This window comes from Streptomyces xanthochromogenes, assembly GCF_014650455.1.
GTDB lineage: Bacteria > Actinomycetota > Actinomycetes > Streptomycetales > Streptomycetaceae > Streptomyces > Streptomyces xanthochromogenes.
Genome location: NZ_BMUZ01000001.1, coordinates 201910 through 224999 on the forward strand (window position 1 = coordinate 201910; position 23090 = coordinate 224999).

Sequence of the window (23090 nt, forward strand, 5' to 3'; positions counted from 1 at the left end):
CGCAACGGAAGGGGGCCACCGGTTCGCACCGGTGGCCCCCTTCCGCATGCCCGGCGTACCCGTGCGGCCGTGCCCCCGGGGTGCGCTCCGCGGTTGCGGCGAGCCGCGCAGCCTTGCTTCCTCCCAGTGAGGGGAGGGTTGCGTTCCGGGAGGCTCGGGTAGGACGGGTGTGACCGGTTCCGCCCTGGCCGCACCCCTGGGAGGCGACGTACATGCTGCTGGAAGCCCTTGGCTCCGTACTGCTGGGATTCGCCCTCGCGTGGGCCGCCGTGACCCGGCTGTCCCACCGGCTGCCCGACCGCCGCACCGTGCTCGGAGTCGGCCCGCTCGCCGGGCTTTTCGGCGCTTTCCTGACCCACTCCGCGATCGGCCCCGGCCACGGGGTGATCACCCTGCTCGGCGCCACGTTCGTCGCGTCCGTCACACTCTCGCTGCTGCTGCGGCCGACCCGCCGTCTACGCCGGTGGGCGGCGTAGACGGCGCTGCCGTCGCCCTCTTGACCGGGCGTCAGGCGCGCGGGGAGCCCTCTTGACCGGGCGTCAGGCCCGCGGGGAGCCCGGAACCCTCTAGGCGGCCAGGCCCAGCGCGGCCATGCGCTTGGTGTGGGCCTTGGTGATCCGCGTGAACATCTCGCCGACCGCCGCGAGGTCGAAGCCCGCGGCCACCCCGTCCACCCCGCCGACCAGCATCGTCGAGAGCGCGTCGCGCTCGGCGACCACGCGCTGGGCCTGCGAGAGAGCCTCGCCCATCAGCCGACGGGCCCACAGCGCGAGCCGGCCGCCGACACGCGGGTCCGCCTCGATGGCGGCCCGCACCTTCTCCACCGCGAAGTTGCCGTGCCCGGTGTCGTCGAGGACCGACAGAACCAGGGAGCGGGTGTCGGAGTCGAGGTGATTGGCGACCTCGCGGTAGAAGTCGCTCGCGATCGAGTCGCCGACGTACGCCTTGACCAGGCCCTCAAGCCAGTCCGACGGGGCGGTCTGCTGGTGGAAGTCGTCCAGCGCCTTGGCGAACGGCTCCATCGCGGCCGTCGGCTCGGAGTCGATGTGGGCGAGCCGGTCGCGCAGCCGCTCGAAGTGGAGGAACTCCGCGGAGGCCATCTTCGCCAGCTCCGCCTTGTCCGCCAGGGTCGGCGCGAGCTTCGCGTCGTCGGCGAGCCGCTCGAAGGCCGCGAGCTCGCCGTAGGCGAGGGCACCGAGGAGGTCCACGACCGCGGCGCGGTACTGGGGAAGCGCGGAGGCCGTCTCCCAGTCCTGGGCGGCGATCCCGGTGCGCTCGGGCTCCGGGGTGATTTCTTCGGCTGCAGTGGCGTTGTCAGACGTCTCCATAAGCCGCACAATAGCCCGCCCGGGGCAGGCTGTAAGGGCCTGCTTGCTCACACCCGTACCACCGGTCCCGCGAATTCGCCCAACACACATGCGCGAATCCGGGGTACAGTGGTAATGCGCCCGGCGAGTATTTCGACGGGCTGCACGAATGAGGATGCCCGGTCGGTTGCTCGGTCGGCTCCGACCCGACAGCCCTCCGCGGGGCACGTATCAGTACGTGTCACCGAAGAGGGATCCCTCAGCGGCACGAGCGCTTGAGCGACGGCAGTGGTCCCGCGCCACCCGGCAACCCGATCGAATCTGATCCCCCGCCGGATGAAATGGGCACGGTAAGACCCGCCGCGTTCGCCTCCGTACCGCGTCTCACAGAAGAGGCAGCACCCTGACTACGTTCCGAGAGCTCGGGATTCTCCCCGAGACCGCCGAAGCCCTTGAAGCCGTCGGCATCGTGTCCCCGTTCCCCATCCAGGAGCTGACGCTCCCCGTCGCGCTCTCCGGCACCGACATCATCGGCCAGGCCAAGACCGGCACCGGCAAGACGCTCGGTTTCGGCCTGCCGATCCTGGAGCGCGTGACCGTCCCCGCCGACGTCGAGGCCGGCCGGGCCGCGTCCGAGCGGCTCACCAACACCCCGCAGGCCCTCGTCGTCGTCCCGACGCGCGAGCTGTGCCAGCAGGTGACCAACGACCTCCTCACCGCGGGCAAGGTCCGCAACGTGCGCGTGCTCGCCATCTACGGCGGCCGGGCGTACGAGCCCCAGGTCGAGGCGCTCAAGAAGGGCGTCGACGTGATCGTCGGCACCCCGGGCCGCCTCCTCGACCTCGCCGGGCAGAAGAAGCTCGACCTGTCCCACGTCAAGACGCTGGTGCTCGACGAGGCCGACGAGATGCTCGACCTCGGCTTCCTGCCCGACGTCGAGAAGATCATCCAGCTGCTTCCGCCGAAGCGGCAGACGATGCTGTTCTCCGCGACCATGCCGGGCGCCGTCATCGGCCTCGCCCGCCGCTACATGTCGCAGCCCACGCACATCCGCGCCACGTCGCCGGACGACGAGGGCACGACCGTCGCCAACACCGCGCAGTTCGTCTACCGCGCCCACTCCATGGACAAGCCGGAGATGGTCGCGCGCATCCTGCAGGCCGAGGGCCGCGGGCTCGCGATGATCTTCTGCCGTACGAAGCGGACCGCCGCGGACATCGCCGAGCAGCTCGCCAAGCGCGGCTTCGCCTCCGGCGCGGTCCACGGCGACCTCGGCCAGGGCGCCCGCGAGCAGGCGCTGCGCGCCTTCCGCAACGGCAAGGTCGACGTGCTCGTCTGCACCGACGTCGCCGCTCGCGGCATCGACGTCGAGGGCGTCACGCACGTCATCAACTACCAGTCGCCCGAGGAGGAGAAGACCTACCTCCACCGCATCGGCCGCACCGGCCGCGCGGGCAAGAAGGGCATCGCGATCACGCTGGTCGACTGGGACGACATCCCGCGCTGGCAGTTGATCAACAAGGCGCTCGACCTGAAGTTCCCGGACCCGGTCGAGACGTACTCCACCTCCCCGCACCTGTTCGAGGAGCTGAAGATCCCGGCCGGCACCAAGGGCGTGCTCCCCCGGGGCGAGCGCACCCGCGCGGGCCTCGCGGCCGAAGCGGTCGAGGACCTGGGCGAGACCGGTGGGCGCGGGCGCAAGTCCGCCGCCGCGGCTCCCGTCGTCACCGAGGAGCGTCCGGCCCGTACGCGTACGCCGCGTCAGCGTCGCCGCACCCGTGGTGGCACGCAGCTGGAAGGCGGCGAGGTCACCGCGCCTCCCGTCGCGACCCCGGTGGCCGAGGCCACCGAGACCGTGAGCGAGCAGCGCACCCCGCGCCGCCGCCGTCGTACCCGCGTGGGTGCGCCGTCGACCGCGCCGCAGGCCGCTGCCCCGGTGATCGAGGCCGCGCCGATGGCTGCCGCCGTGGCCGAGGCGCCCGCCAGGACCGAGCCCGCCCGCAAGGCCGAGCCGACCGTCAAGGCGCAGGCCGTCCGCAAGTCCGAGCCGCGCCGGCGTTCCGCGCCGGTCGCCGCCCCGCCCGTCGTCGAGCCGGTCGAGGCGAAGGCGGCGCGTCGCCGCCGGGTGCGCAAGGCCGCCGAGCCCGAGGTCGGCTTCGTGACCCCCGAGTCGGCCGCGCTCGAACTGGCCAGGGCCGCGAAGGCCCGGACCACCGCCGCGATGACCGAGGTCGCCGAGGCTCCGGCCGCCGCGGTCGCGGTGGCGGAAGCCCCGGCCAAGCCGAGGCGTACGCGGACGAAGAAGGCGGCGGAGCCCGTCGTCGAGGCCGCCCCGGTCGTCGAGACCGCGCCTGCGGTCGTGGCCGAGGCCCCCGTCAAGCCCCGCCGGACCCGTGCGAAGAAGGTCGCCGAGGCCGCGCCCGAGCCGGTCGTCGAGGCTGCCGCCGAGGCCGAGGCCCCGGTGAAGCCGCGCCGCACGCGCAAGAAGGCCGCCGAAGCCGTCGTCGAGACGGTCGAGGCCCCCGCGGCAGAGGCCACCCCCGAGGCGGCAGAGGCCCCGGCCAAGCCGCGGCGCAGCCGCGCCAAGAAGGTCGCCGAGGCCGCGCCCGAGGCGGCAGAGGCTCCGGCCAAGCCGCGTCGCAGCCGCGCCAAGAAGGTCGCCGAGGCCGCGCCCGAGCCGGTCGTCGAGGCTGCCGCCGAGGCCGAGGCCCCGGTGAAGCCGCGCCGCACGCGCAAGAAGGCCGCCGAAGCCGTCGCCGAGACGGTCGAGGCCCCCACGGCAGAGGCCGAGGCCCCGGCCAAGCCGCGTCGCACCCGTGCGAAGAAGGCCGCGGTCGCCCCCGAGGCGTGAGCCGCACCGCCTGAAACGGCCCGGTTCCCCTGCGGGGGTCACCGGGCCGTTCGCGTTCCCGCGCCGGGCTCCGCCGGGGCCGCCGGATACGCTCTACTCATGAGTAAGCCCCGCTCCCTCGACCTTCCGTCGCGTACGCGTGCGTACCGGCTCGGCACCCCGCGCCAGGAGTTCGCGGTGCTCGATTCGAGGCCGGAGCGGCGGGTGCGGGGCACCGTGCTCCTGGTGCCGGGGTACACCGGGAGCAAGGAGGACTTCCTCGCGCTCCTCGACCCGCTGGCGGACGCCGGGTACCGGGCAGTGGCGGTCGACGGGCGCGGGCAGTTCGAGAGCCCGGGGCCGCGGCGCACCTCCGGCTACACCCCGCGCGTGCTCGGCGCCGATGTGATCGCGCAGGCAGCGGCCCTCGGCGACGGGCCCGTGCACCTCGTGGGGCACTCCTTCGGCGGCTTCGTGGCCCGCTCGGCGGCCCGGCTCGACCCGTCCGCCTTCCGCTCTCTGACGCTGCTGTCGTCCGGGCCGGGGCGTGTCGCGCCCGATCAGCGCACGAAGCTGCGGATGCTCCGGGCCGCGCTGCCGGTGCTGCCGCCGTCGTGGGTGTGGGCGGTGACGCAGTGGCTGGACGGTCGGGACCCGGCGTACGTCGCCGATCCGCCCGAGATCGTGTCCTTCCTCGAACGCCGCTGGTTCAGCACGCAGCCCGCCCAACTCATCGCCACCGGGCGGCAGTTGAGGGTCGAGCCGGACCGTACGGAGGGGCTTGCGGGGTTGCCGCTGCCGCTGCACGTGGCGTACGGGGACGGGGAGACGGTGTGGACGGTCGGGGAGCTGGCGCACATGGCGCGCAGCGTGGGGGCTCGGCACACCGTGATCGCCGGGGCGGACCACTCCCCCAACGTCTCCCATCCGGAGGAGCTGGCCTCGGCCCTGGCCGACTTCTGGACCACCTGAGCCGCGTCGGCCCGGCGAGGTTGTTCACGCGGTTCCCCGCGCCCCTGGGTGGCCCGCACGACCCAGCACCGACCATCACCAACCCCGCCAGGGGCGCGGGGAACTGCGCGACCAGCCCTCGGCGGCCCGCAGGCGAGCGAATCGCGGCGGGCACGGCCACTCCGCACCGGGTCAGTACTGGGACTGGAGGTGGTGCCAGAAGCCGTCCCGGAGGGAGCGGCGGAGGTCCGCGTGGCCGCGCAGGGAGTACTGGAGGAGGCGCTCCGCCTCGATGAGGAGGTCCTGGTCGACCGGGCCGGGCAGGTAGGGGTGGCCGGGCAGGAGGTCGGCGAGGGCGGCACGCCCCCGCTCCGAGAGCCACGTCGCGGCGATCCGCGCCCCCACGAACCGCACGTCCTCCCGGCTCGGCGCCGGCCCGTCCTGCTCGTACAGCGTGACCGGCCGCCGCGTCACGTACGGCTTGCAGAAGTCGAGGTCGAACGTGCGCTGGCTGTCGACCTCCCACAGCAGCGGCTCCGCCTGGTTGCGGCCCTCCGCCGCCTCGATGCCCCACAGGTGGACCCGCGCCCCGTACCCCTGCGCTGCCTCGACCGCCGAGACGAGGTCCTCGTCGCCGCCGATCAGCGCCGCGTCACTGATCGCGCGGTGGCGGGCCAGCGACTCCAGGTCGGAGCGGATCAGGGAGTCGACGCCCTTCTGCTGGTTGTTCGCGTTGAGGTTGCCGAGCCTGACCTTGACGTCGGGCAGCTCGGCGATCGACTGCTGCTCGGGGGTGTGGATGCGCCGGCGCGCGCCGTCGTACCAGTACACGCGGAGCAGCCTGCTGTCCGCGAAGATCGTGCGCGCCTTGTCGATGAAGGCCTCGATCAGCCCCTCGGCGTCGAGGTCGAAGGAGCGCCGGTCCTCGGTACCGGTGACGAGGAGGCCGCCGGCCGCGTAGACGTACCCCGCGTCGACGAAGATCGCATGGGTGGAGGGCGTCTTCGCGACCTCCGCGAGCATGCGCTGGAGCAGCTCGTTGGTGGCGTCCAGCTTGCGGTCCAGCTGGGCGACGAGTTCATGGGGCACCTGGGCCGGCTGAGGTTCCTGGGATTCGTCCATACGCTTTCCATTGTCGACTTCGTGACGCAGCGGGCACAACCGGGCACGGGTGGTTGCTTTCTCCGGTCAATCCTTAGCAATCCGAAAAATTTCCTTAGCGTAGGGAATGTTTGCTGGAGGCAACCCGTTGATCCCTACGGAACGCGTTGCACAGTGGCCACGCAATCCACTCTTAACGGGCGGGCAACCGCCCCGACGCCTCGTGGGAGCAGGCTGTTCCAGCAGCCCCCCGCACCAGTAGTTCTCCTAGCAGGAGGATCAGACGAAGGGAGAAGCCATGCGCTTCGAAATCATGCGCCTGGACGACGTCGACGGTACCGCCGTTGACAGCACCGTCGTGGACGCCGCCTCCGTCAACCGGATTGTGCAGCAGGCCGCCGCCATGGGTCAGCGCATCTACATCCGCCCGACCGAATCCGCAGCCTCGTAACGCGTAAGAGGCAGTGAGTGCCCCCGCGAGCCGTGAACGGCCGCGGGTGCCGTATGCAGAAGCGCCCCCGTACAGACGAGTACGGGGGCGCTTTGGTATGTCCGAGGGCCTCAACAGGCCTTCCCGGGGCGTCAGTTGGCGTGGATGACCTGGGTGACGCCGTTGATGATCTGCTGCACCGCGAGGGCCGAGAGCATCATGCCCGCGAGCCGTGTGACCAGGACGACGCCGCCGTCCTTGATGACGCGGATGATCAGCAGCGAGTACCGCATGGTCACGTAGAGCACGAGATGGATGGCGATGATCGCCGCCCAGACCGAGACCTGCCCGGACACCGAGTCGTGGTTCTGGACGGCCAGGATGACCTGCACGATCGCGCCGGGCCCCGCGAGCAGCGGCATGCCGAGCGGCACCAGGGCGACGTTGACGTCCTTGGTCTGCTGGGGCTCGTCGGTCTTGCCGGTGAGCAGATCGAGCGCGATCAGGAGCAGCAGCAGACCGCCCGCGATCATCAGCGCGGGGACGTCGATGTGCAGATACGTCAGGATCTGGTGCCCGACGAGCCCGAAGAGCGTGATCACTCCGAGCGCGACGGCGGCAGCCTGCCACGCCATCCGGCGCTGGACCTTGGCGGCCCGGCCGGCGGTCAGCGCGAGGAAGATCGGCGTGATCCCGGGGGGATCCATGATGACGAACAGGGTGAGGAAGAGGGAGCCGAAGACGGCAGCGTCGAACACGGTGAGCCTTGCAAGTGAGGGGCGTACATGAGGAGGGCTGGGGCGCTGGTGCGCGGGCCGGCCGGGCCCGTCCCCCGGGGCCGCGTGGAAGCCGGCCGGGGCGGGGGTTCGAGGAGTGGGGGTGCGGGGGCGGTGCCCCCGGGGCGGGGAGAGGCGCGCTCTCCCTACGGGCGGGCGCCTCCGCCCGCGCCCGGCACGGGGAAGGCCCCCGTGGCGCGGCGGGTGATCTCGCCGTAGATCTCGGGGTCGGTGGTGTACTCCCCGAGCCGTACGGTCTTGCGGCTGCCGTGGTAGTCGCTGGAGCCGGTGGCGAGCAGGCCGAGCTCGCGGGCGAGGCCGCGCAGCCGGTCGCGGGTGGGGGCGTCGTGGTCGGTGTGGTCGACCTCGATGCCGTCGAGCCCGGCGGCGGCCAGCTCCGCTATCGCGGACTCGGGTACGACCCGGCCGCGCTTGACGGCGAGCGGGTGGGCGAAGACGGTGACGCCGCCGGCGGCCTTGACGAGCCGGATCGCGTCGAACGGGTCCAGCTCGTGCTTGCCGACGTAGGCCCGGCCGCCGTCGCCGAGCCAGTCCGGCACGAAGGCGTCGGACACCGAGTCGACGACGCCGAGTTCGACGAGCGCCTCGGCGACGTGGGGGCGGCCCACCGAACCGTCGCCCGCGATGCGCGCGACCTGCTCCCAGGTGATGGGCACGCCGAGGTCACGGAGCTTGGCGACCATGCCTTGGGCGCGGGGCACCCGGTCGTCGCGCACGAGCTCGCGCTCGCGGGAGAGCTCGGGCTCCTCGGGGTCGAAGAGGTAGGCCAGCATGTGCAGGCCGATGCCGTCGATGCGGCAGGAGAGTTCGGCGCCGGTGACGAGGGTGAGCCCGGCCGGGAGCGCGGCGATGGCCTGCGCGTATCCGCGGGTGGTGTCGTGGTCGGTCAGCGCGACGACGTCGAGCCCGGCGGCGGCCGCGTTGGCGACCAGCTCGGCAGGGGTGTCCGTACCGTCCGACGCCGTGGAGTGGGTGTGCAGATCGATGCGCACGACGCGTACTCCAGGGCATAAGGGACGGATCAGGGGACGGTCAAGGATAACCGCCCGGCCGCGCCCCGCGGTCCGCTCCCGGATCGCCGGGTCAGGACAGGATGCGCGGGGTCAGCGCCCCGCACGGGACCAGCTCGACCTCGGCGCCCGCGTCGCGCAGGTCGGTCAGGACGAGCTCGTCGTACATGAGCAGGCCGGACTGCTCGGGCCACACGATGGCCCACAGCCAGAGCCCGCAGGCCTCCCCGGCGAAGACGGCGCGGTCGTCCGGGGTGCGGGTGACGTGCCACATCGGGGTGGGCCGGCCGGCCGCGAGGACCTTGGTGTGCGGAGGCTTGTCGACGCTCATGAACGGGCCGGGGTCGGGCCCGTCGATGCCCGCGTACCGCGCGCCGAGCCCCACGCCCAGTTCCTCGGCGACCAGGATCAGCTCGCCGATGCCGCCGAGCGGGCCGGGGCCCGAGCAGGCGACGGCGGTCGCGCGGCCACCGCTGCGGTCGTCACCCGCGTACGCGACGCCGGTGAACAGCCAGCCGACGGGCAGCGGCCAGGGCATCCATGCCGGCACCTGGGCCCGGCGCACGACGACCTCCAGGGCCTCGACGCTGGGCGGCACCACCGGCTGGAGCGGATACACCGGCCCGTGCGCGTCGCACTGCCAGGTGTCGGCAAAGAGACCGGGCGCCCTGACCCGGCCTCCGCACTTCGGGCAACTGGGTTCGCCCCTCATAGAGCCCCACGGTCCTCCCCGCCCGTCGCCCCGTCAAGGACGATCACCCATCCGGAGTGCGGTCCACCCGTCGGCCCCGGACGCGGAGCCGGGGGCAGGGGCCCGGAGGCCATGCGAGACCGCGAGAAAAGTAGTTTCATCTTGCATCCATTAGCCTAGCTAAGTTATTATGTGTATCGCACAACGATCTTGGGTCACCCATCGAGCGGTGACCGTCCCAACGGGAAGCGGGAGCAACCATGCGGCAAGGAGAGGACCCTCTCGACGAAGGTGCGGGAGCCGGCAGTCTGTTGCGTCAGCCCAAGGCGGTCTGGGCGACCGCGGGCGCGTCCGTCGTGGCCTTCATGGGCATCGGCCTGGTCGACCCGATCCTGCCCTCCATCGCCAAGGGCCTGGACGCCACACCCAGCCAGGTCTCCCTGCTCTTCACCTCGTACTTCCTGATCACCGCCGTCGCCATGCTGGTCACCGGCTTCGTGTCCAGCCGGATCGGCGGCAAGAAGACGCTCCTGGCGGGCCTCGCCCTGGTGGTCGTCTTCGCCGCGCTCGCCGGCACCTCGAACTCGGTCGGCGAACTCGTCGGCTTCCGGGCCGGATGGGGGCTCGGCAACGCGCTGTTCGTCTCCACCGCGCTGGCGGTCATCGTGGGCGCCGCGGCCGGCGGAAGCGCCGCCGCGATCCTGCTCTACGAGTCCGCGCTCGGGCTCGGCATGGCGTGCGGGCCGCTGCTCGGCGCGATCCTCGGCGACATGAAGTGGCGCTACCCCTTCTTCGGCACCGCGGCCCTGATGGCGATCGGCTTCATCGCGATCACGGCGCTCCTGAAGGAACAGCCCAGGCCCGCGCGCAAGACGTCGCTGCTCGATCCGATCAAGGCGCTCGGCCACGGCGGGCTCGCCTCGGCCGCGGCGTCCGCGTTCTTCTACAACTACGCGTTCTTCACGGTCCTCGCCTTCACCCCGTTCGTCCTGAACATGTCGCCGTACAAGTCGGGCGGAGTCTTCTTCGCCTGGGGCGTGCTGCTCGCGGTGTTCTCGGTCCTCGTCGCGCCGCGGCTCCAGAAGCTGTTCGGCTCGCTGAAGGTGCTCGGCGGATCGCTGGTGCTGCTCGCCGCCGACCTGATCGTGCTCGGCTACGGCAACCACGCCACGGCCGTCGCCGCGACCATCGCGTCCGGCGCGTTCATCGGCCTCAACAACACCGTCTTCACGGAACTGGCCCTGGGTGTCTCGGACGCGCCCCGGCCGGTGGCGAGCGCGGGCTACAACTTCGTGCGCTGGTTCGCCGCGGCCGCGGCCCCCTACTTCGCGCCCAAGATCGAGGAGTGGAGCAACATCCACATCCCGTTCGTGGTCGCTGCCGTCGCGGCGGTGCTCGGTGCGCTGATCGTGTGGGTTCGGCGCTCTTCGCTCACGCACGAGGCGGAGGAACTGCAGCCGGCGCATGCCTCGGAGGACGGGGTCTCGGTCTTCGCCAACTGAGCGGGTGGCCTCCGGCGGGGCGGGGGGGCGGGTTGTTCGTGCCCCAGCAGGACCGGCGCTGATCGGCATCGGCATCCCCAGCCCGCGCGGTGCCTGCCCCGGGGGCCTCGGCCTTCGGGTGCGGGCCGTGCGTGGCTGCTCGCGCAGTTCCCCGCGCCCCTCAACGAATCGGCGCCGACAAGAGACGGCACACCCAGCCCGCGCGCTGCCCGCCCAGGGCCTCCGCCTTCGGGTGCGGGCCGTGCGTGGCTGCTCGCGCAGTTCCCCGCGCCCCTGTAGGTGGACCCCCTCCTACCGGTCGCGCCCACCGCGGCGCAGCCGCACATGCCACCGCCCCACGTCCTCAAACCGGATCGGCCCCGGCCGGCACCACCAGCCCGTCCGGCGATTGAGGACGAGCGCCGTTCAGGCGCGAACGGGGTCCCGGGCGGAGCCCCCGGGCCTCGCTCTTCGGCTGCGGGCCGTGCGTGGCTGGTCGCGCAGTTCCCCGCGCCCCCAAGTACCTCGGCGCTGGGGCACCTTCAGCCCGTCCGGCGATTGAGGACGAGTGCCCTCAAGGCGCGAACGGGGGCCGGGCGCAGCCCCGGGGTGGGGGGTCAGTCCAGGGCGACGGACTTGCGCAGGGGGTCCCGCAGGTCCGTGCCCCGCGTCAGCCAGCGCTCCTCCAGCTCCGCCGCGCCGCGAACCCGCTTCCAGGCGGCCTCGTTCGAGGTCATGGGGAGCAGCGGCAGGAAGCGGACCGGGTCGAGCGGGGCGTCGAGCTCCAGGTCCTCGACCAGGCCGCCCGGCTCGGCGACCAGCACGGATGCGAACGGGGCGCCGGGCCACAGCGGTTCGCCCAGGTCGAGCGAGGCGCCCGGGGCCACCACGAGACCCTCCACCTGCGGGGACGCGGCGAGCACGGCGAGCGGGCGGAGCACCTTGTCGGTGTCGGCGAGCCCCGCCCGCACCGACAGGACCAGCTCGGCCCGCGGGCCCTTCACCGGGTCGGCAAGGGCGGAGGTGGGATCGGCCATCGGCTGGGCGGACATGCCGAGGGTCGCGTACCGGACGATGTCGCCCTCGGTGAACCGCAGCACCTCGATGCGGTCCGTACCGAGGAAGGTGACCGCGGCGCGCGCGTCCGGCTCGCCCAGCGCAGTGCGCAGCCGGGCCTCGACCAGAGCAAGAACATCAACCATGGGCCGAGCATAGAAGGCGTATGCAAGCGGCAAAGAAGGGCCTCGGCGCAACAGTGGGCTGATAGTCTTGGCCGCTGTTCGGGACAGCAGGAAGTTCCCCACGGGGGACCGGCTGGAGGAGGTGGGGCTGCGATGGATCGAAGTCGGCCTGGCAGTACCAACCGCTCTTCCGCACGGCTGCGTTGTTCCCGGTGATCTGAACTCTCGTCGATCCGAGAGCGTGCATACCCGGCCCTCGTGCCCGGAAACACCTGAACCTCATGGCGTTTCGCCAACGGAAGAGCATCTCGCCTCGCGTTGTCCGTTTCAGTAGCGAACGCCGTCCCCGCGTGCCCCTGTGGTGCCGCCCGCTTTGCGAACGTGTGCGATGGATACCCCTCCGGGTCGATTCGACCTCTTGGCCCCCTTCGTCGCAGAACGTCCCCATTCCGGGCAGTTCCAGAGCGTCACGCCCCGACGGCCCCTCCGTGAAGGAGTCCTGCCATGTCGATGATCCGTGACCTGCGCGCCGTGGTCCGCCCCGCACTGCGCAAGACCAGCACCCCGTACAACGGCTACGACAACACCCGCGACCCGTCGGCGAGCAGCGCCGTCGTGGACTGCGCGGTCTACCGCGACGGACAGCGGCTGCGGTCCGTCGAGGAGAACACCTGCCTCACCCCGCGCGAGGCGATGCGCCGGGTGCGTGAGGGCGGCGGCTTCGCGTGGATCGGTCTGCACGAGCCGACCGAGGCCGAATTCGCCGGTATCGCGGCCGAGTTCGGGCTGCACCCGCTCGCCGTGGAGGACGCGGTCCACGCCCACCAGCGGCCCAAGCTGGAGCGCTACGACGACACCCTGTTCACCGTCTTCAAGACCATCCACTACGTCGAGCACGCCGAACTCACCGCGACCAGCGAGGTCGTGGAGACCGGCGAGGTGATGTGCTTCACCGGGCGGGACTTCGTCATCACCGTCCGGCACGGCGGCCAGGGCTCGCTGCGCGCGCTGCGCAAGCGCCTCCAGGACGATCCCGAGCTGCTCGCCAAGGGCCCCTCCGCCGTGCTGCACGCCATCGCCGACCAGGTGGTGGACGGCTACCTCGCCGTCGTGGACGCGGTGCAGGACGACATCGACGAGGTCGAGATCGAGGTCTTCTCGGCCCCGGCCAAGGGCAGCCCGCGCGGGGTGGACGCCGGCCGGATCTACCAACTCAAGCGCGAGGTACTGGAGTTCAAGCGCGCGGTGTCCCCGCTGCTGCGGCCGATGCAGCTCCTCAGCGAGCGCCCGATGCGCCTGGTGGACCCGGACATCCAGAAGTACTTCCGTGACGTGGCCGACCACCTGGCCCGCGTACAGGAACAGGTCATCGGCTTCGACGAGCTGCTCAACTCGATCCTCCAGGCCAACCTCGCCCAGGCCTCCGTCGCCCAGAACGAGGACATGCGCAAGATCACGTCCTGGGCGGCCATCATCGCCGTGCCGACGATGGTGTGCGGGGTGTACGGCATGAACTTCGAGTACATGCCGGAGCTGCACTGGAAGTACGGCTACCCGGTCGCGATGGGTCTGGTGGCCGTGGCCTGCTTCGCCATCCACCGCACCCTCAAGCGCAACGGCTGGCTCTGACCGGTCAGTTGGCGCGGTTCGCCCGGACGACCAGGGCGAGCCCGGCCAGGATCACCAGGAGCGCCGGGTAGGCGAGGACCGGCGGCTGCTGGCCGAGCCAGAGCGCCGCGATGAGGGCGGCACCGGGCGTTTCGAGCAGGATCGCCGTGGAGGTGACGGACGGCCCGAGGCTCGCCACCACCCGGTTCAGGAGGGAGTGGCCGAGCAGCTGCGCCGCGAGCGTGAGCACGGCGAGCTTCGCCCAGGTCCCGGCGTCGTACGAGGTGAGGTCGGCCCCGCTGACGAGCGACGCCGCCAGGAGCCCGACGGCGGCCGTGCCGTAGCAGAGGTAGGTGTACGGAACGGTGTCCACGCTCTTGCGGACCTCCGCGCCGAGCAGCACGTAGCCGGCGGCTGCGATACCGCCGCCGAGCGCGAGCGCGTCGCCCGCGAGCGCGCGCGAGGACAGGCTGAGGTCGACGCCGGTGAGCAGCAGGACCCCGACGCAGGCGGCCAGGGTGCCGCTCCACACCAGGGCCGGCGGGCGGTGGCCGCGCAGCCGCAGCGCGACGGTGGTCCAGATCGGGGTGGTGGTGCACAGCGCGGTCGACGAGGCCACCGACGTCATGCTCAGGCTCGGCAGCCAGAGCCCGAAGTGCAGCGCCAGCAGACCGCCCGCGCCGAGCGTGAGGCCCACCTCGCGCCGGGTCAGCGCGCGCAGCCGGGCACGGTACTTGAACCAGGCCACCGGGGTCAGCGCGCCGACCGCGAGGGCGTTGCGCCAGAACGCGATGGCGAGCGCGGGCGCGGCGGTGGCGGCGATGAGCGGCGCGGACAGCGAGACGCTGGCGAGGGCGACGCCGAGCAGCACGAGATCGATGCGCGGGACGGCGGCGACGGCCGGCGCGGGGGTGGTGGCAGTGGTCACGGCCGCAGCGTAAGGGGCATGGCCGGATTACGGAACTGACTATTCCCGGGGGCCTCTACTGTGGTCCCATGACGCAGACGTTGCTCGACCAGGCCCTGGTCGAGGAGGCCACGAAGAAGTCCGGGCTCATCTGGGTGCGCGGCACCGGGGTGGCCGCCGAGCGCGCCCTGTGGCACGCCTGGCTCGACGGGGCCGCGTACGTCGTCGGAGGCGGTCCTGGCGAGCAGCCGCTCGACGGGCTGCCGGACGGCGGCACGGCGACGGTGACGGTCCGCTCCAAGGACAAGGGCGGCCGGCTCGTCGCCTGGACCGCGGCGGTGTCGGAGATCCCGGCGGGCTCCGAGGCGTGGGACACGGCCGTGGCCGAGCTCAAGGGCAAGCGGCTGAACGCGCACGACGGCGAGGCGATGCCGGCCCGGTGGGCCGCGGAGTGCCGCCTGCTCCGGCTGACGCCGGCGGGCCCCTTGGAAACGGCCCCGGAGTCGTCCCTGGCCGCCTCGCCCGTGCCCACACCGGCGACCACCCGGCATCCGGTACCTGCGGCGCTCCCCAGGCTGCTTTTCCGACGCAAGCGGCGCTGACCCGGTCCGGCGGCCGCACGCATCAGGTCGTCGGGAGCTGGTGGCCGTAGTCCACCGTCGCGTCCTTCGACGGCGGCGCGAGCGCGAAGTCCTTGTTCCAGTCCGCGAGTTCGAGGACTCCGGCGCCGCCCGCGCGCTCGAAGCGCAGGGGGTAGGGCGTGCCCTGGAGGGAGACGTCGAGGGTGCCGCCCTCGCCGTCCTTGCCCGCCTCGATCCGGACCGTACGGACCGTGCCGACCTCCGAGCGGTCCCCCTTCGACAGCGTGCCCTGCAGCCCCAGCATCCCCTTGAGCAGGACCGACTTGTCGGTGAAGCCGCGCAGTTGCTGGTAGGCGGGGTCGCCCGACGGCACCTTGACGTACTTGTCGTCGAGCTTGCCCGCGGCCTGCGCCGCGCCGCCCGACTCACTGTGCGACCAGAACCCGGCGCCCGCCTTGAGGAACAGGTCGTCGCCCACCCGCAGCAGCCCGAACGTGCTCTTCTGCGAGGTGACCGTGCCCGACCCGCCGCTGCCCTTCAGCTTCATGTCGATCTTGTACGAGCCGCCCTTGCTGACCAGGGTTCCCGACAGACGCACCGCGTCCGCCCCGTCCGCGGCCGTACGCGCCTTGCTCTCGATCTCGGGAGCGGACAGCTTGCCGACGCCGTTGGTCCCCTCGTCGGGGTCCGAGCCGCAGGCGGTGAGCGCCGCGGCGAGGCCCGCGCACAGCACCACGGGCAGCGCGGCCCGGCGGGCCCGGACCCGCACCCGGACGGCCAAGGGGGATGAGGTCACCTGCGCACTGCCTCTCACATGGATGTAGGGGGTCGGCAGACCGCACCCTACCCGCCGTGCATACGCTGCTCGGCAGAGCTCCGGACGGACGACCCGCAAGGGCGTACCGCGCCGCCACCGGCTAGCCTGAAGCCCTTGTCCCACAGCGATCGCGGTGGTGCGGAGCAACCCTGAACAGTAAGGAGGCGCTCGTATGGCGGCAGGCGCCCCCCGGGTCTTCGTATCGCATCTCTCCGGCGTCGCCGTCTTCGACCCCAACGGCGACCAGGTCGGCCGGGTGCGCGACCTCGTGGCGATGCTCCGGGTCGGCCGCAGGCCTCCCCGGCTGCTCGGCATCGTCGTGGAGGTCGTGAGCCGGCGGCTCATCTTCCTGCCCATGACCCGGGTCACCGGAGTGGAATCGGGCCAGGTCATCACGACCGGCGTGGTCAATCTGCGCCGCTTCGAGCAGCGGCCGACCGAGCGCCTGGTCCTCGGCGAACTCCTGGACCGCCGGGTCACCCTGGTCGAGGACGGCGAGCAGGTGACCGTCCTGGACGTGGCGATCCAGCAGCTTCCGGCCCGCCGCGACTGGGAGATCGACAAGGTCTTCGTGCGGCGCGGGAAGTCGGGCGCGCTGCGCCGCAAGGGCGAGACGCTGACCGTCGAATGGTCGGCCGTCAGCGGATTCTCCCTGGAGGAGCACGGGCAGGGCGCCGAGAACCTGGTCGCCACCTTCGAGCAGCTGCGCCCCGCCGACCTCGCGAACGTCATGCACCACCTCTCCCCCAAGCGCCGGGCCGAGGTGGCCGCCGCCCTCGACGACGACCGGCTCGCGGACGTCCTGGAGGAGCTGCCGGACGACGACCAGGTGGAGATCCTCGGCAAGCTGAAGGACGAGCGGGCCGCCGACGTCCTGGAGGCGATGGACCCGGACGACGCCGCCGACCTGCTCTCGGAGCTGCCCGAGGAGGACAAGGAGCGCCTCCTGACCCTGATGCAGCCCGACGACGCGGCGGACGTGCGAAGGCTGCTCTCGTACGAGGAGCGCACGGCGGGCGGTCTGATGACCACCGAGCCGATCGTGCTGCGGCCAGACGCCACGGTCGCCGACGCGCTGGCCCGGGTGCGCCAGCAGGACCTCTCGCCCGCGCTCGCCGCGCAGGTGTACGTCTGCCGTCCGCCGGACGAGACGCCGACGGGCAAGTACCTCGGCATGGTGCACTTCCAGCGCCTGCTGCGCGAGCCGCCGTTCACCCTGGTCAGCTCGGTGGTGGACAGCGATCTGAAGCCGCTGCCGCCGAACGCCTCGCTGCCGTCGGTGACCAGCTTCCTCGCCGCGTACAACATGGTGGCCGCGCCCGTGGTGGACGAGAGCGGCTCGCTGCTCGGCGCCGTGACCGTCGACGACGTACTCGACCACCTGCTGCCGGACGACTGGCGCGAGACGGAGTTCCACGGGCCTGAGGGGGTTCCCGATGGGCAGCACTGACCGCGCCGAGGAGCGCGCCCGGGCGGGCGGGGCGAGCGCCGTGGCCCGCGGCCGCACCCGGCTCGACCAGCCGCGCTCGGGGCGCGTGCGGCTGCTGCCGGAGTGGGACCCGGAGGCGTTCGGGCGGTTCAGCGAGCGGATCGCGCGGTTCCTGGGCACCGGGCGGTTCATCGTCTGGATGACCCTGATCATCATCCTGTGGGTCGCCTGGAACATCTTCGCGCCGAGCAGTCTGCGCTTCGACAACTACCCGTTCATCTTCCTCACGCTGGCCCTCTCGCTCCAGGCCTCGTACGCGGCCCCGCTGATCCTGCTCGCGCAGAACCGGCAGGACGACCGCGACCGGGTCACCCACGAGCAGGACCGCAAGCAGAACGAGCGGTCCATCGCCGACACCGAGTACCTGACCCGGGAGATCGCCGCGCTGCGGATGGGCCTCGGCGAGGTGGCGACGCGCGACTGGATCCGCTCCGAACTCCAGGACCTGGTCAAGGAGATGGAGGAGCGCCGGCACCTATTCCCGCCGGAGCGGCCGTACGGACGTGACGAAGGCGACCGCTGACAGGGCTTTCCGTACTGTGCGGTAGGCGCCGTACCATCGACCGTATGGCTACGGAAGACGCGGTGCTTGAGGCACTGGCGACGGTGAACGACCCCGAGATCCACCGACCGATCACTGAGCTCGGCATGGTCAAATCGGTGCAGATCGCCGAGGACGGGGCAGTGGCCGTCACGGTGTACCTGACCGTCTCCGGCTGCCCGATGCGCGAGACCATCACGAAGAACGTCACGGAGGCGGTCGAGCGGGTCGAGGGCGTCAGCCGTGTCGACGTCACGCTCGACGTGATGAGCGACGAACAGCGCAAGGACCTCGCGTCCGCGCTGCGCGGCGGCACCGCCGAGCGCGAGGTGCCCTTCGCCCAGCCCGGCTCGCTGACCCGCGTGTACGCGGTCGCCTCCGGCAAGGGCGGCGTCGGCAAGTCCTCGGTCACGGTCAACCTGGCGGCCGCGATGGCCGCGGACGGCCTGAAGGTCGGCGTCGTGGACGCCGACATCTACGGCCACTCGGTGCCCCGCATGCTGGGCGCCGACGGCCGGCCCACCCAGGTCGAGAACATGATCATGCCGCCGTCCGCGCACGGCGTGAAGGTCATCTCCATCGGCATGTTCACCCCGGGCAACGCCCCGGTCGTCTGGCGCGGCCCGATGCTGCACCGCGCGCTCCAGCAGTTCCTCGCGGACGTGTACTGGGGCGACCTGGACGTCCTCCTGCTCGACCTGCCGCCGGGCACCGGTGACATCGCGATCTCGGTGGCCCAGCTGGTGCCCAACGCCGAGATCCTCGTGGTGACCACCCCGCAGCAGGCCGCCGCCGAGGTGGCCGAGCGGGCCGGTTCCATCGCCGTGCAGACGCACCAGAAGATCGTCGGCGTCGTCGAGAACATGGCGGGCCTGCCGTGCCCGCACTGCGACGAGATGGTCGACGTGTTCGGCACCGGCGGCGGCCAGAAGGTCGCCGACGGGCTGACCAAGACGACCGGTGCGAACGTGCCCGTCCTCGGCTCCATCCCGATCGACGTCCGCCTGCGCGAGGGCGGCGACGACGGCCGTCCCGTCGTCCTGTCCAACCCGGACTCCCCGGCCGGCGCCGCCCTGCGCGCCATCGCGGGCAAGCTGGGCGGCCGCGCCCGCGGCCTGTCGGGCATGTCCCTCGGGATCACCCCGCGCAACAAGTTCTAGCCGAGCGGCCGGGGCGTCCACAGACGTCCCGGCCGATCCGTCGGGCCCATCCACCCGGGCCCATCCATCCAGGCCGATCCACTTAGGCCGATCCACCTAGGCCGGGACGGACAACGCCGCGAGGTATTCGGCCAAGGCCTCCTTCGTGCGGTGGAGCGGGAAGCGGGCACCCAGCTGTCCGTCCGGCCGGACGACGAATCCGGTCGGGCCCTGGGGCCGGTAGAGGCGCGCGAACTCCCCTGCCGCGTCCAGATGTCCGGGCACCGGCAGCTCCGCGAGGGCCGACAGTTCGGCTGGGCTCGGCAGCGGGGAGCGGGCGGTCCGGGCGCCGGGTTCGAGGGGCTCGATTCCCTGGGCGACGATCGCCACCGCCCGCAGCTCTGGTCCCCGCCACGCAGCCGTCCCGAGGACTCGGGCGCCTTCGAGGTCGGCGGCCGCCCGGGCGACCGCCGGATCGGCCGGATCGGTCAAATAGAGCATCACGACGTGCCCCGGGCAGCCGCGCAGCACGTCGAGCAGCCGCATCCGGTAGGTGACCAGGGGCGCGGCGAGCCCGTTGCAGTCCGGGGCCCGGTCGCCCGGCTGGGGCGCGTCGGACGGGCCGTACGGGGTCGTGGCGAGCGGTCCTTCGCGGTGGTCGATCAGCAGCTGGGCCTCGCGGAGCATCAGCGTCCTCGGCTCGTCGGGGTCGGCCTGGACACCCTCGGCGGCATGCCGCACGGTCCGCCCCACGACCTCCTCGCCGACCGGGCGGCGCTCGGCGTCGTAGCTGGTGAGCAGGGCGGATCCGGCCGAACCCCGCAGCACGAGGGCGAGCTTCCAGGCCAGGTTGCAGGCGTCCTGGATGCCGGTGTTCATGCCCTGGGCGCCGGTGGGCGGATGGATGTGCGCGGCGTCCCCGGCCACGAAGACCCGCCCCTCGCCGTAGCGGTCGACGATGCGGTGGCTGATGCGGAACACCGAGGACCAGCGCATCCGGGAGAGGACGGTCGGCTCCGGTGCGAGCCGGTCGACGACCGCCTGGATCTGGGAGAGCTCCGGGAGGCGCTCGCCGCCGAGGCCATGGGCGATGCCGTCCGGGTCCGCGCCGCTGCCGCCGGGGACCGGGGCGCCGTCCTCGGCCGGGCGTTCCGTGACGAGCTCGGGCGGGGCCGGCATGGACACGCGGTACCGGTTCACGCCGGGCAGCGGCACACAGACCAGCAGGTCGTCGACGGTGCCGTCCTCGGCGCGGTGGAGGGACCGCACGCTGTATCCGGCGGGCAGGTCCCAGTCGGTCTCGATGTCGGCCAGCATGTAGCTCGTGGGGAAGGCGCCTCCCTCGAACGAGAGCCCCAGCCCCTTGCGGACCGCGCTGTGCGCGCCGTCGCAGCCGATCAGAAAGCTGACCCGGGTCTCCTCCTCGTTCCCGGACGCGGTGCGCAGGAGCGCGCTCACCCCGTCGGCGTCCTGGCTGAAGGAGAGGAGTTCCGTCTGCCGCTCGATGGCCGTGCCCAGGCCCGCGAGGTACTCCTCCAAGAGACGTTCGGTCTCGTACTGCGGCAGCGCGGCGAACCCGTACGGCACCTCGGGCGGCAGCTCCAGGTCCACCTTCGGCTGCTCGACGCCATTGACGTACGTCAGCTGGCCGTGGATCGGCACGGCCGCCTCCAGGACTTCGCGGACCAGGCCCATCCGGTCCCAGATCTCCAGCGTGCGGGGCTGGATGCCCACGGCCTTCGCGTACGGGAGCCGGGCCGGCAGCCGGTCGACGAGCCGGACGCGCACTCCGTTCCGGACGAGCTCGGCGGCCGCGCTCAGGCCCACCGGGCCGGCGCCCACGACCAGTACGTCGGTGCTGGGGTTGTGTGCCACGGGTGCCTCCCGGTCTCCGCCTCGGGCCCCCGTTCCCCTTCCAGTGTGGCCCTGCGCGGCCCGGGCGGCGCGGCAGCGGGGATCGTCTCGGTGCGGCCCGTGCGAGGCCGACCTATCCTGCTGAGAGGGGAGGGCTGGGGACCGGAACCCGGCACAAGCCCGCCGTGGTGCGCGAGCGGACGCGGGGGCTCCGGTCCGGTGCTTGACCATGTGCACCACTCCCCGAGGCCACCTGGATGTCCGTATGGATACCGACCCGATGGCACCCACCGCCCCCGCCCGCTGCCCGGCCGCCGGGTCCCGCCGGGCGGTCCCGGCCCGGACCGCCCCGACCGCCCGGGCCCGCCCCTGGGCCGCCCTGCTGCTCGCATCCGCGCTGACGCTGACGGTCACCGCGCCCGCGATCGGCGCTCAGGCCGGCCCGCAGCGCACCGGCGCGGTGCGCGCCGCGCCGGACCCGCGGAGCCTCACGCCGGATCTGATCGCGATGATGCAGCGGACACGCATCCCCGGCGCGATCGTCTCCGTCAGCACCCCCGACACGGGGACCTGGACCACGGCCCTGGGCACCGGCGACCTCGCGACCGGGGCGCCCGTCAGGACCGACCAGCACCTGCGGATCGGCAGCATCACCAAGACCTTCACGGCGACGGTGGTACTGCAGCTCGTCCAGGAGGGCAAGTTGTCGCTCGACTCCCCGCTGGCCGACTTCCGCCCGGACGTTCCGAACGCCGCGCACATCACCGTCCGCCAGCTCCTCCAGATGACCAGCGGCCTCTACAACTACTCGGAGGACCCCGGCTTCAACCGGCGGCTCGACCAGCGGCCCGAGAGCCGGTGGAGCCCGCAGGAGCTCCTGGACGTGGCCTTCCACCACCCCGCGTACTTCCCGCCGGGCAAGGGCTGGCACTACTCCAACACGAACTACGTGCTGCTGGGACTCATCGCCGAGCACCTCACCGGGCAGCCCCTTGAGCAGCTGTTCAAGGAGCGCGTCTTCGACAGGGTTGGCATGGGCGACACCAGCCTGAACAGCGATGCCACGGTGCCGAATCCGCAGGCCAAGGGCTACGAGTTCATCAGCAACGTCGGCAGCCTGACGGCCCCGGTACTGACCGGCAAGGACGCCGCCTGGGCCGACTGGAAGGCCGGCAACCCGTACGAGGTCACACACGTCAACGCCTCGTGGGCCTGGGCCGCGGGCGCCGCCGTCTCCACCGTCGACGACCTGCGGCGCTGGGCCCCGGCGCTGGCCGAAGGCACCCTGCTGAGCCCCCAACTGCAGCGGGAGCGGCTGCACTTCATCCCCACCTCACCCCAGCCCGGCAGGCCGACGTACGGACTCGGCGTCGCCGACGTCGACGGGTTCATCGGCCACGACGGCCAGATCCCCGGCTACAACAGCTTCGTGGGGTACGACCCCGAGCGCCGCGCGACCGTGGTGGTGCTCGTCAACCTCAACCAGTCCCCGGACGGAACGGCGCCGGCCGACCAGCTGACCAAGTTCCTCATCTCCAAGCTCTTCCCGGCCACCCGGCCGACCCCCGGCGGGAGCGCCGACGCTTCGGCCACGGAACCGCGCAGTCAGCGGTAAGGGGCGCCTCGCCAGGGCGAGGCACCCCTTACCGGTACCGCCGTGGGCCCACCGCGTACTCACTCGTACGAGGCGATGTCCTTGACCACCGAGAAGCCGAGCCCGTAGGCGCTCAGGCCACGCCCGTACGCGCCCAGGTGCACCCCACTGCGGGCCGAGCCCGCGAGGATCCAGCCGAACTCGGACTCGCGGTAGTGGAACTCGGTCGGCTCACCGTCCACGGGGAGCGAGAGCGTCGACCAGTCGGGGCCCGCCAGGTCGTCGGCGAGTTCCCAGGCCGCTTCGGTCTGCTGGTCCAGCCAGTCGCCGCGGAGGACGTGGTCCATCTGCGCGGGCCAGGTGAAGGAGAGCAGCCCCGAGCCCGCCAGCCAGGCCGCCGAGGAGACCGAGGTGGCCTCCAGGACGCCCGTGCCGTCGCCGCTGCGGCGGACCGGGTTCGCGGGGATGCTCACGACCACCGCGAACCGCTCGCGCTCGGCCGCGCCGCCCGGCGCCTCGGGCCGTATCGACGGCTCGTCGCCGTGTCCGAGCGAACCGTGCTGGACCGTGCCGTCGGCGGCGAGCGCCACCTGCATCAGCCAGCGCGGCCCGGTGAACGCCTCGTCGAGCCCATACCAGGGGAAGGGCGCGCGCAGATAGCCGTCGACCGTACGCCGGGCGCCCGGCACTCCCTCCGGTGTGGCCTTGGCACCCTCGGGCCCCCCTTGAGGGGACTGCCCCGCTACCCGACTTGTCGTCTCCATCTGCCCGGCCGCCTCCT

21 protein-coding genes are annotated in these 23090 nt (G+C 72.3%); 11 read left to right on the forward strand and 10 right to left on the reverse strand.

Annotated features, from left to right (window positions below; all coding sequences use genetic code 11):
- The first annotated feature begins 212 nt into the window (after positions 1 to 212).
- Positions 213 to 476 carry a hypothetical protein gene (locus IE267_RS00895; RefSeq protein WP_161252922.1) on the forward strand — a complete coding sequence of 88 codons (264 nt, stop codon included), beginning with the start codon at positions 213 to 215 and terminating at the stop codon, positions 474 to 476.
- Positions 477 to 566: 90 nt separating this feature from the next.
- Here IE267_RS00895 and IE267_RS00900 read toward each other — a convergent pair whose 3' ends face one another.
- Positions 567 to 1328: a ferritin-like fold-containing protein gene (locus tag IE267_RS00900; RefSeq protein ID WP_167157155.1), complete on the reverse strand. Its 762-nt coding sequence runs from the start codon at positions 1326 to 1328 to the stop codon at positions 567 to 569.
- A 382-nt stretch (positions 1329 to 1710) separates the two neighbouring features.
- Between IE267_RS00900 and IE267_RS00905 the strand changes: the two genes are divergently transcribed.
- Together IE267_RS00905 and IE267_RS00910 are read left to right on the forward strand one after the other, a co-directional pair.
- Positions 1711 to 4158, forward strand: coding sequence for a DEAD/DEAH box helicase (locus tag IE267_RS00905; protein WP_189762136.1), 2448 nt, complete (start codon positions 1711 to 1713; stop codon positions 4156 to 4158).
- Between the two features lie 99 nt (positions 4159 to 4257).
- Positions 4258 to 5109, forward strand: a complete 852-nt coding sequence (locus IE267_RS00910) for an alpha/beta fold hydrolase (protein ID WP_167157157.1) — start codon at positions 4258 to 4260, stop codon at positions 5107 to 5109.
- Between the two features lie 171 nt (positions 5110 to 5280).
- On the opposite strand, the gene IE267_RS00915 is transcribed toward IE267_RS00910, so the two are convergent.
- Complete coding sequence (locus tag IE267_RS00915) at positions 5281 to 6210, reverse strand: NYN domain-containing protein (RefSeq protein WP_189761882.1); 930 nt, start codon at positions 6208 to 6210, stop codon at positions 5281 to 5283.
- A 277-nt stretch (positions 6211 to 6487) separates the two neighbouring features.
- Between IE267_RS00915 and IE267_RS00920 the strand changes: the two genes are divergently transcribed.
- A complete protein-coding gene (locus tag IE267_RS00920; RefSeq protein WP_167157160.1) occupies positions 6488 to 6640 on the forward strand; it encodes a DUF8834 family protein in 153 nt (50 codons plus the stop codon).
- Between the two features lie 131 nt (positions 6641 to 6771).
- On the opposite strand, the gene IE267_RS00925 is transcribed toward IE267_RS00920, so the two are convergent.
- From IE267_RS00925 to IE267_RS00935, 3 genes are all read right to left on the reverse strand, one after another.
- Complete coding sequence (locus IE267_RS00925) at positions 6772 to 7377, reverse strand: MarC family protein (protein ID WP_167157162.1); 606 nt, start codon at positions 7375 to 7377, stop codon at positions 6772 to 6774.
- A 164-nt stretch (positions 7378 to 7541) separates the two neighbouring features.
- Positions 7542 to 8408 carry a PHP domain-containing protein gene (locus IE267_RS00930; RefSeq protein WP_189761883.1) on the reverse strand — a complete coding sequence of 289 codons (867 nt, stop codon included), beginning with the start codon at positions 8406 to 8408 and terminating at the stop codon, positions 7542 to 7544.
- A gap of 91 nt (positions 8409 to 8499) precedes the next feature.
- Positions 8500 to 9138: a DUF6758 family protein gene (locus IE267_RS00935; protein ID WP_161254940.1), complete on the reverse strand. Its 639-nt coding sequence runs from the start codon at positions 9136 to 9138 to the stop codon at positions 8500 to 8502.
- Between the two features lie 239 nt (positions 9139 to 9377).
- Here IE267_RS00935 and IE267_RS00940 point away from each other — a divergent pair, with 239 nt between their 5' ends.
- Positions 9378 to 10619 carry an MFS transporter gene (locus IE267_RS00940; protein WP_189761884.1) on the forward strand — a complete coding sequence of 414 codons (1242 nt, stop codon included), beginning with the start codon at positions 9378 to 9380 and terminating at the stop codon, positions 10617 to 10619.
- 596 nt (positions 10620 to 11215) lie between these two features.
- On the opposite strand, the gene IE267_RS00945 is transcribed toward IE267_RS00940, so the two are convergent.
- Positions 11216 to 11800 (reverse strand): suppressor of fused domain protein, encoded by a 585-nt coding sequence (locus IE267_RS00945; protein ID WP_161251597.1) that lies wholly within the window; start codon positions 11798 to 11800, stop codon positions 11216 to 11218.
- Between the two features lie 483 nt (positions 11801 to 12283).
- Here IE267_RS00945 and IE267_RS00950 point away from each other — a divergent pair, with 483 nt between their 5' ends.
- Positions 12284 to 13408: a magnesium and cobalt transport protein CorA gene (locus IE267_RS00950; protein ID WP_167157166.1), complete on the forward strand. Its 1125-nt coding sequence runs from the start codon at positions 12284 to 12286 to the stop codon at positions 13406 to 13408.
- A 4-nt stretch (positions 13409 to 13412) separates the two neighbouring features.
- On the opposite strand, the gene IE267_RS00955 is transcribed toward IE267_RS00950, so the two are convergent.
- A complete protein-coding gene (locus IE267_RS00955) occupies positions 13413 to 14315 on the reverse strand; it encodes a DMT family transporter (RefSeq protein WP_167157168.1) in 903 nt (300 codons plus the stop codon).
- 68 nt (positions 14316 to 14383) lie between these two features.
- Here IE267_RS00955 and IE267_RS00960 point away from each other — a divergent pair, with 68 nt between their 5' ends.
- Positions 14384 to 14896: a hypothetical protein gene (locus IE267_RS00960; protein WP_167157170.1), complete on the forward strand. Its 513-nt coding sequence runs from the start codon at positions 14384 to 14386 to the stop codon at positions 14894 to 14896.
- A 22-nt stretch (positions 14897 to 14918) separates the two neighbouring features.
- Here the strand turns inward: IE267_RS00960 and IE267_RS00965 are convergent, their stop codons facing one another.
- A complete protein-coding gene (locus tag IE267_RS00965) occupies positions 14919 to 15671 on the reverse strand; it encodes a hypothetical protein (protein ID WP_189761885.1) in 753 nt (250 codons plus the stop codon).
- A gap of 193 nt (positions 15672 to 15864) precedes the next feature.
- On the opposite strand from IE267_RS00965, the gene IE267_RS00970 reads away from it, so the two are divergent.
- The 3 genes from IE267_RS00970 to IE267_RS00980 are packed head-to-tail and all read left to right on the forward strand — an operon-like array spanning position 15865 to position 18882.
- A complete protein-coding gene (locus tag IE267_RS00970; RefSeq protein ID WP_161251588.1) occupies positions 15865 to 17142 on the forward strand; it encodes a magnesium transporter MgtE N-terminal domain-containing protein in 1278 nt (425 codons plus the stop codon).
- A complete protein-coding gene (locus tag IE267_RS00975) occupies positions 17129 to 17704 on the forward strand; it encodes a DUF1003 domain-containing protein (protein ID WP_167157174.1) in 576 nt (191 codons plus the stop codon). The genes IE267_RS00970 and IE267_RS00975 overlap by 14 nt, the downstream gene beginning before the upstream one ends.
- Before the next feature lie 44 nt (positions 17705 to 17748).
- Positions 17749 to 18882, forward strand: coding sequence for an Mrp/NBP35 family ATP-binding protein (locus tag IE267_RS00980; protein WP_161251583.1), 1134 nt, complete (start codon positions 17749 to 17751; stop codon positions 18880 to 18882).
- A 96-nt stretch (positions 18883 to 18978) separates the two neighbouring features.
- On the opposite strand, the gene IE267_RS00985 is transcribed toward IE267_RS00980, so the two are convergent.
- Positions 18979 to 20736: an FAD-dependent monooxygenase gene (locus tag IE267_RS00985; RefSeq protein WP_229860544.1), complete on the reverse strand. Its 1758-nt coding sequence runs from the start codon at positions 20734 to 20736 to the stop codon at positions 18979 to 18981.
- Between the two features lie 244 nt (positions 20737 to 20980).
- On the opposite strand from IE267_RS00985, the gene IE267_RS00990 reads away from it, so the two are divergent.
- On the forward strand, positions 20981 to 22330 hold the full coding sequence (locus IE267_RS00990; protein ID WP_229860546.1) for a serine hydrolase domain-containing protein: 1350 nt from the start codon (positions 20981 to 20983) through the stop codon (positions 22328 to 22330).
- Between the two features lie 59 nt (positions 22331 to 22389).
- On the opposite strand, the gene IE267_RS00995 is transcribed toward IE267_RS00990, so the two are convergent.
- Positions 22390 to 23073, reverse strand: coding sequence for a hypothetical protein (locus IE267_RS00995; protein ID WP_167157182.1), 684 nt, complete (start codon positions 23071 to 23073; stop codon positions 22390 to 22392).
- Between the last annotated feature and the right edge of the window lie 17 nt (positions 23074 to 23090).

Bases quoted from the DNA above. Each gene is read 5' to 3' on its own strand.
- IE267_RS00895 (WP_161252922.1), top strand. From the start codon at position 213: ATGCTGCTGGAAGCCCTTGGCTCCGTACTGCTGGGATTCGCCCTCGCG.
- IE267_RS00900 (WP_167157155.1), bottom strand. From the start codon at position 1,328: ATGGAGACGTCTGACAACGCCACTGCAGCCGAAGAAATCACCCCGGAG.
- IE267_RS00910 (WP_167157157.1), top strand. From the start codon at position 4,258: ATGAGTAAGCCCCGCTCCCTCGACCTTCCGTCGCGTACGCGTGCGTAC.
- IE267_RS00915 (WP_189761882.1), bottom strand. From the start codon at position 6,210: ATGGACGAATCCCAGGAACCTCAGCCGGCCCAGGTGCCCCATGAACTC.
- IE267_RS00920 (WP_167157160.1), top strand. From the start codon at position 6,488: ATGCGCTTCGAAATCATGCGCCTGGACGACGTCGACGGTACCGCCGTT.
- IE267_RS00935 (WP_161254940.1), bottom strand. From the start codon at position 9,138: ATGAGGGGCGAACCCAGTTGCCCGAAGTGCGGAGGCCGGGTCAGGGCG.
- IE267_RS00940 (WP_189761884.1), top strand. From the start codon at position 9,378: ATGCGGCAAGGAGAGGACCCTCTCGACGAAGGTGCGGGAGCCGGCAGT.
- IE267_RS00945 (WP_161251597.1), bottom strand. From the start codon at position 11,800: ATGGTTGATGTTCTTGCTCTGGTCGAGGCCCGGCTGCGCACTGCGCTG.
- IE267_RS00950 (WP_167157166.1), top strand. From the start codon at position 12,284: ATGTCGATGATCCGTGACCTGCGCGCCGTGGTCCGCCCCGCACTGCGC.
- IE267_RS00960 (WP_167157170.1), top strand. From the start codon at position 14,384: ATGACGCAGACGTTGCTCGACCAGGCCCTGGTCGAGGAGGCCACGAAG.
- IE267_RS00970 (WP_161251588.1), top strand. From the start codon at position 15,865: ATGGCGGCAGGCGCCCCCCGGGTCTTCGTATCGCATCTCTCCGGCGTC.
- IE267_RS00975 (WP_167157174.1), top strand. From the start codon at position 17,129: ATGGGCAGCACTGACCGCGCCGAGGAGCGCGCCCGGGCGGGCGGGGCG.
- IE267_RS00980 (WP_161251583.1), top strand. From the start codon at position 17,749: ATGGCTACGGAAGACGCGGTGCTTGAGGCACTGGCGACGGTGAACGAC.
- IE267_RS00990 (WP_229860546.1), top strand. From the start codon at position 20,981: ATGGATACCGACCCGATGGCACCCACCGCCCCCGCCCGCTGCCCGGCC.
- IE267_RS00995 (WP_167157182.1), bottom strand. From the start codon at position 23,073: ATGGAGACGACAAGTCGGGTAGCGGGGCAGTCCCCTCAAGGGGGGCCC.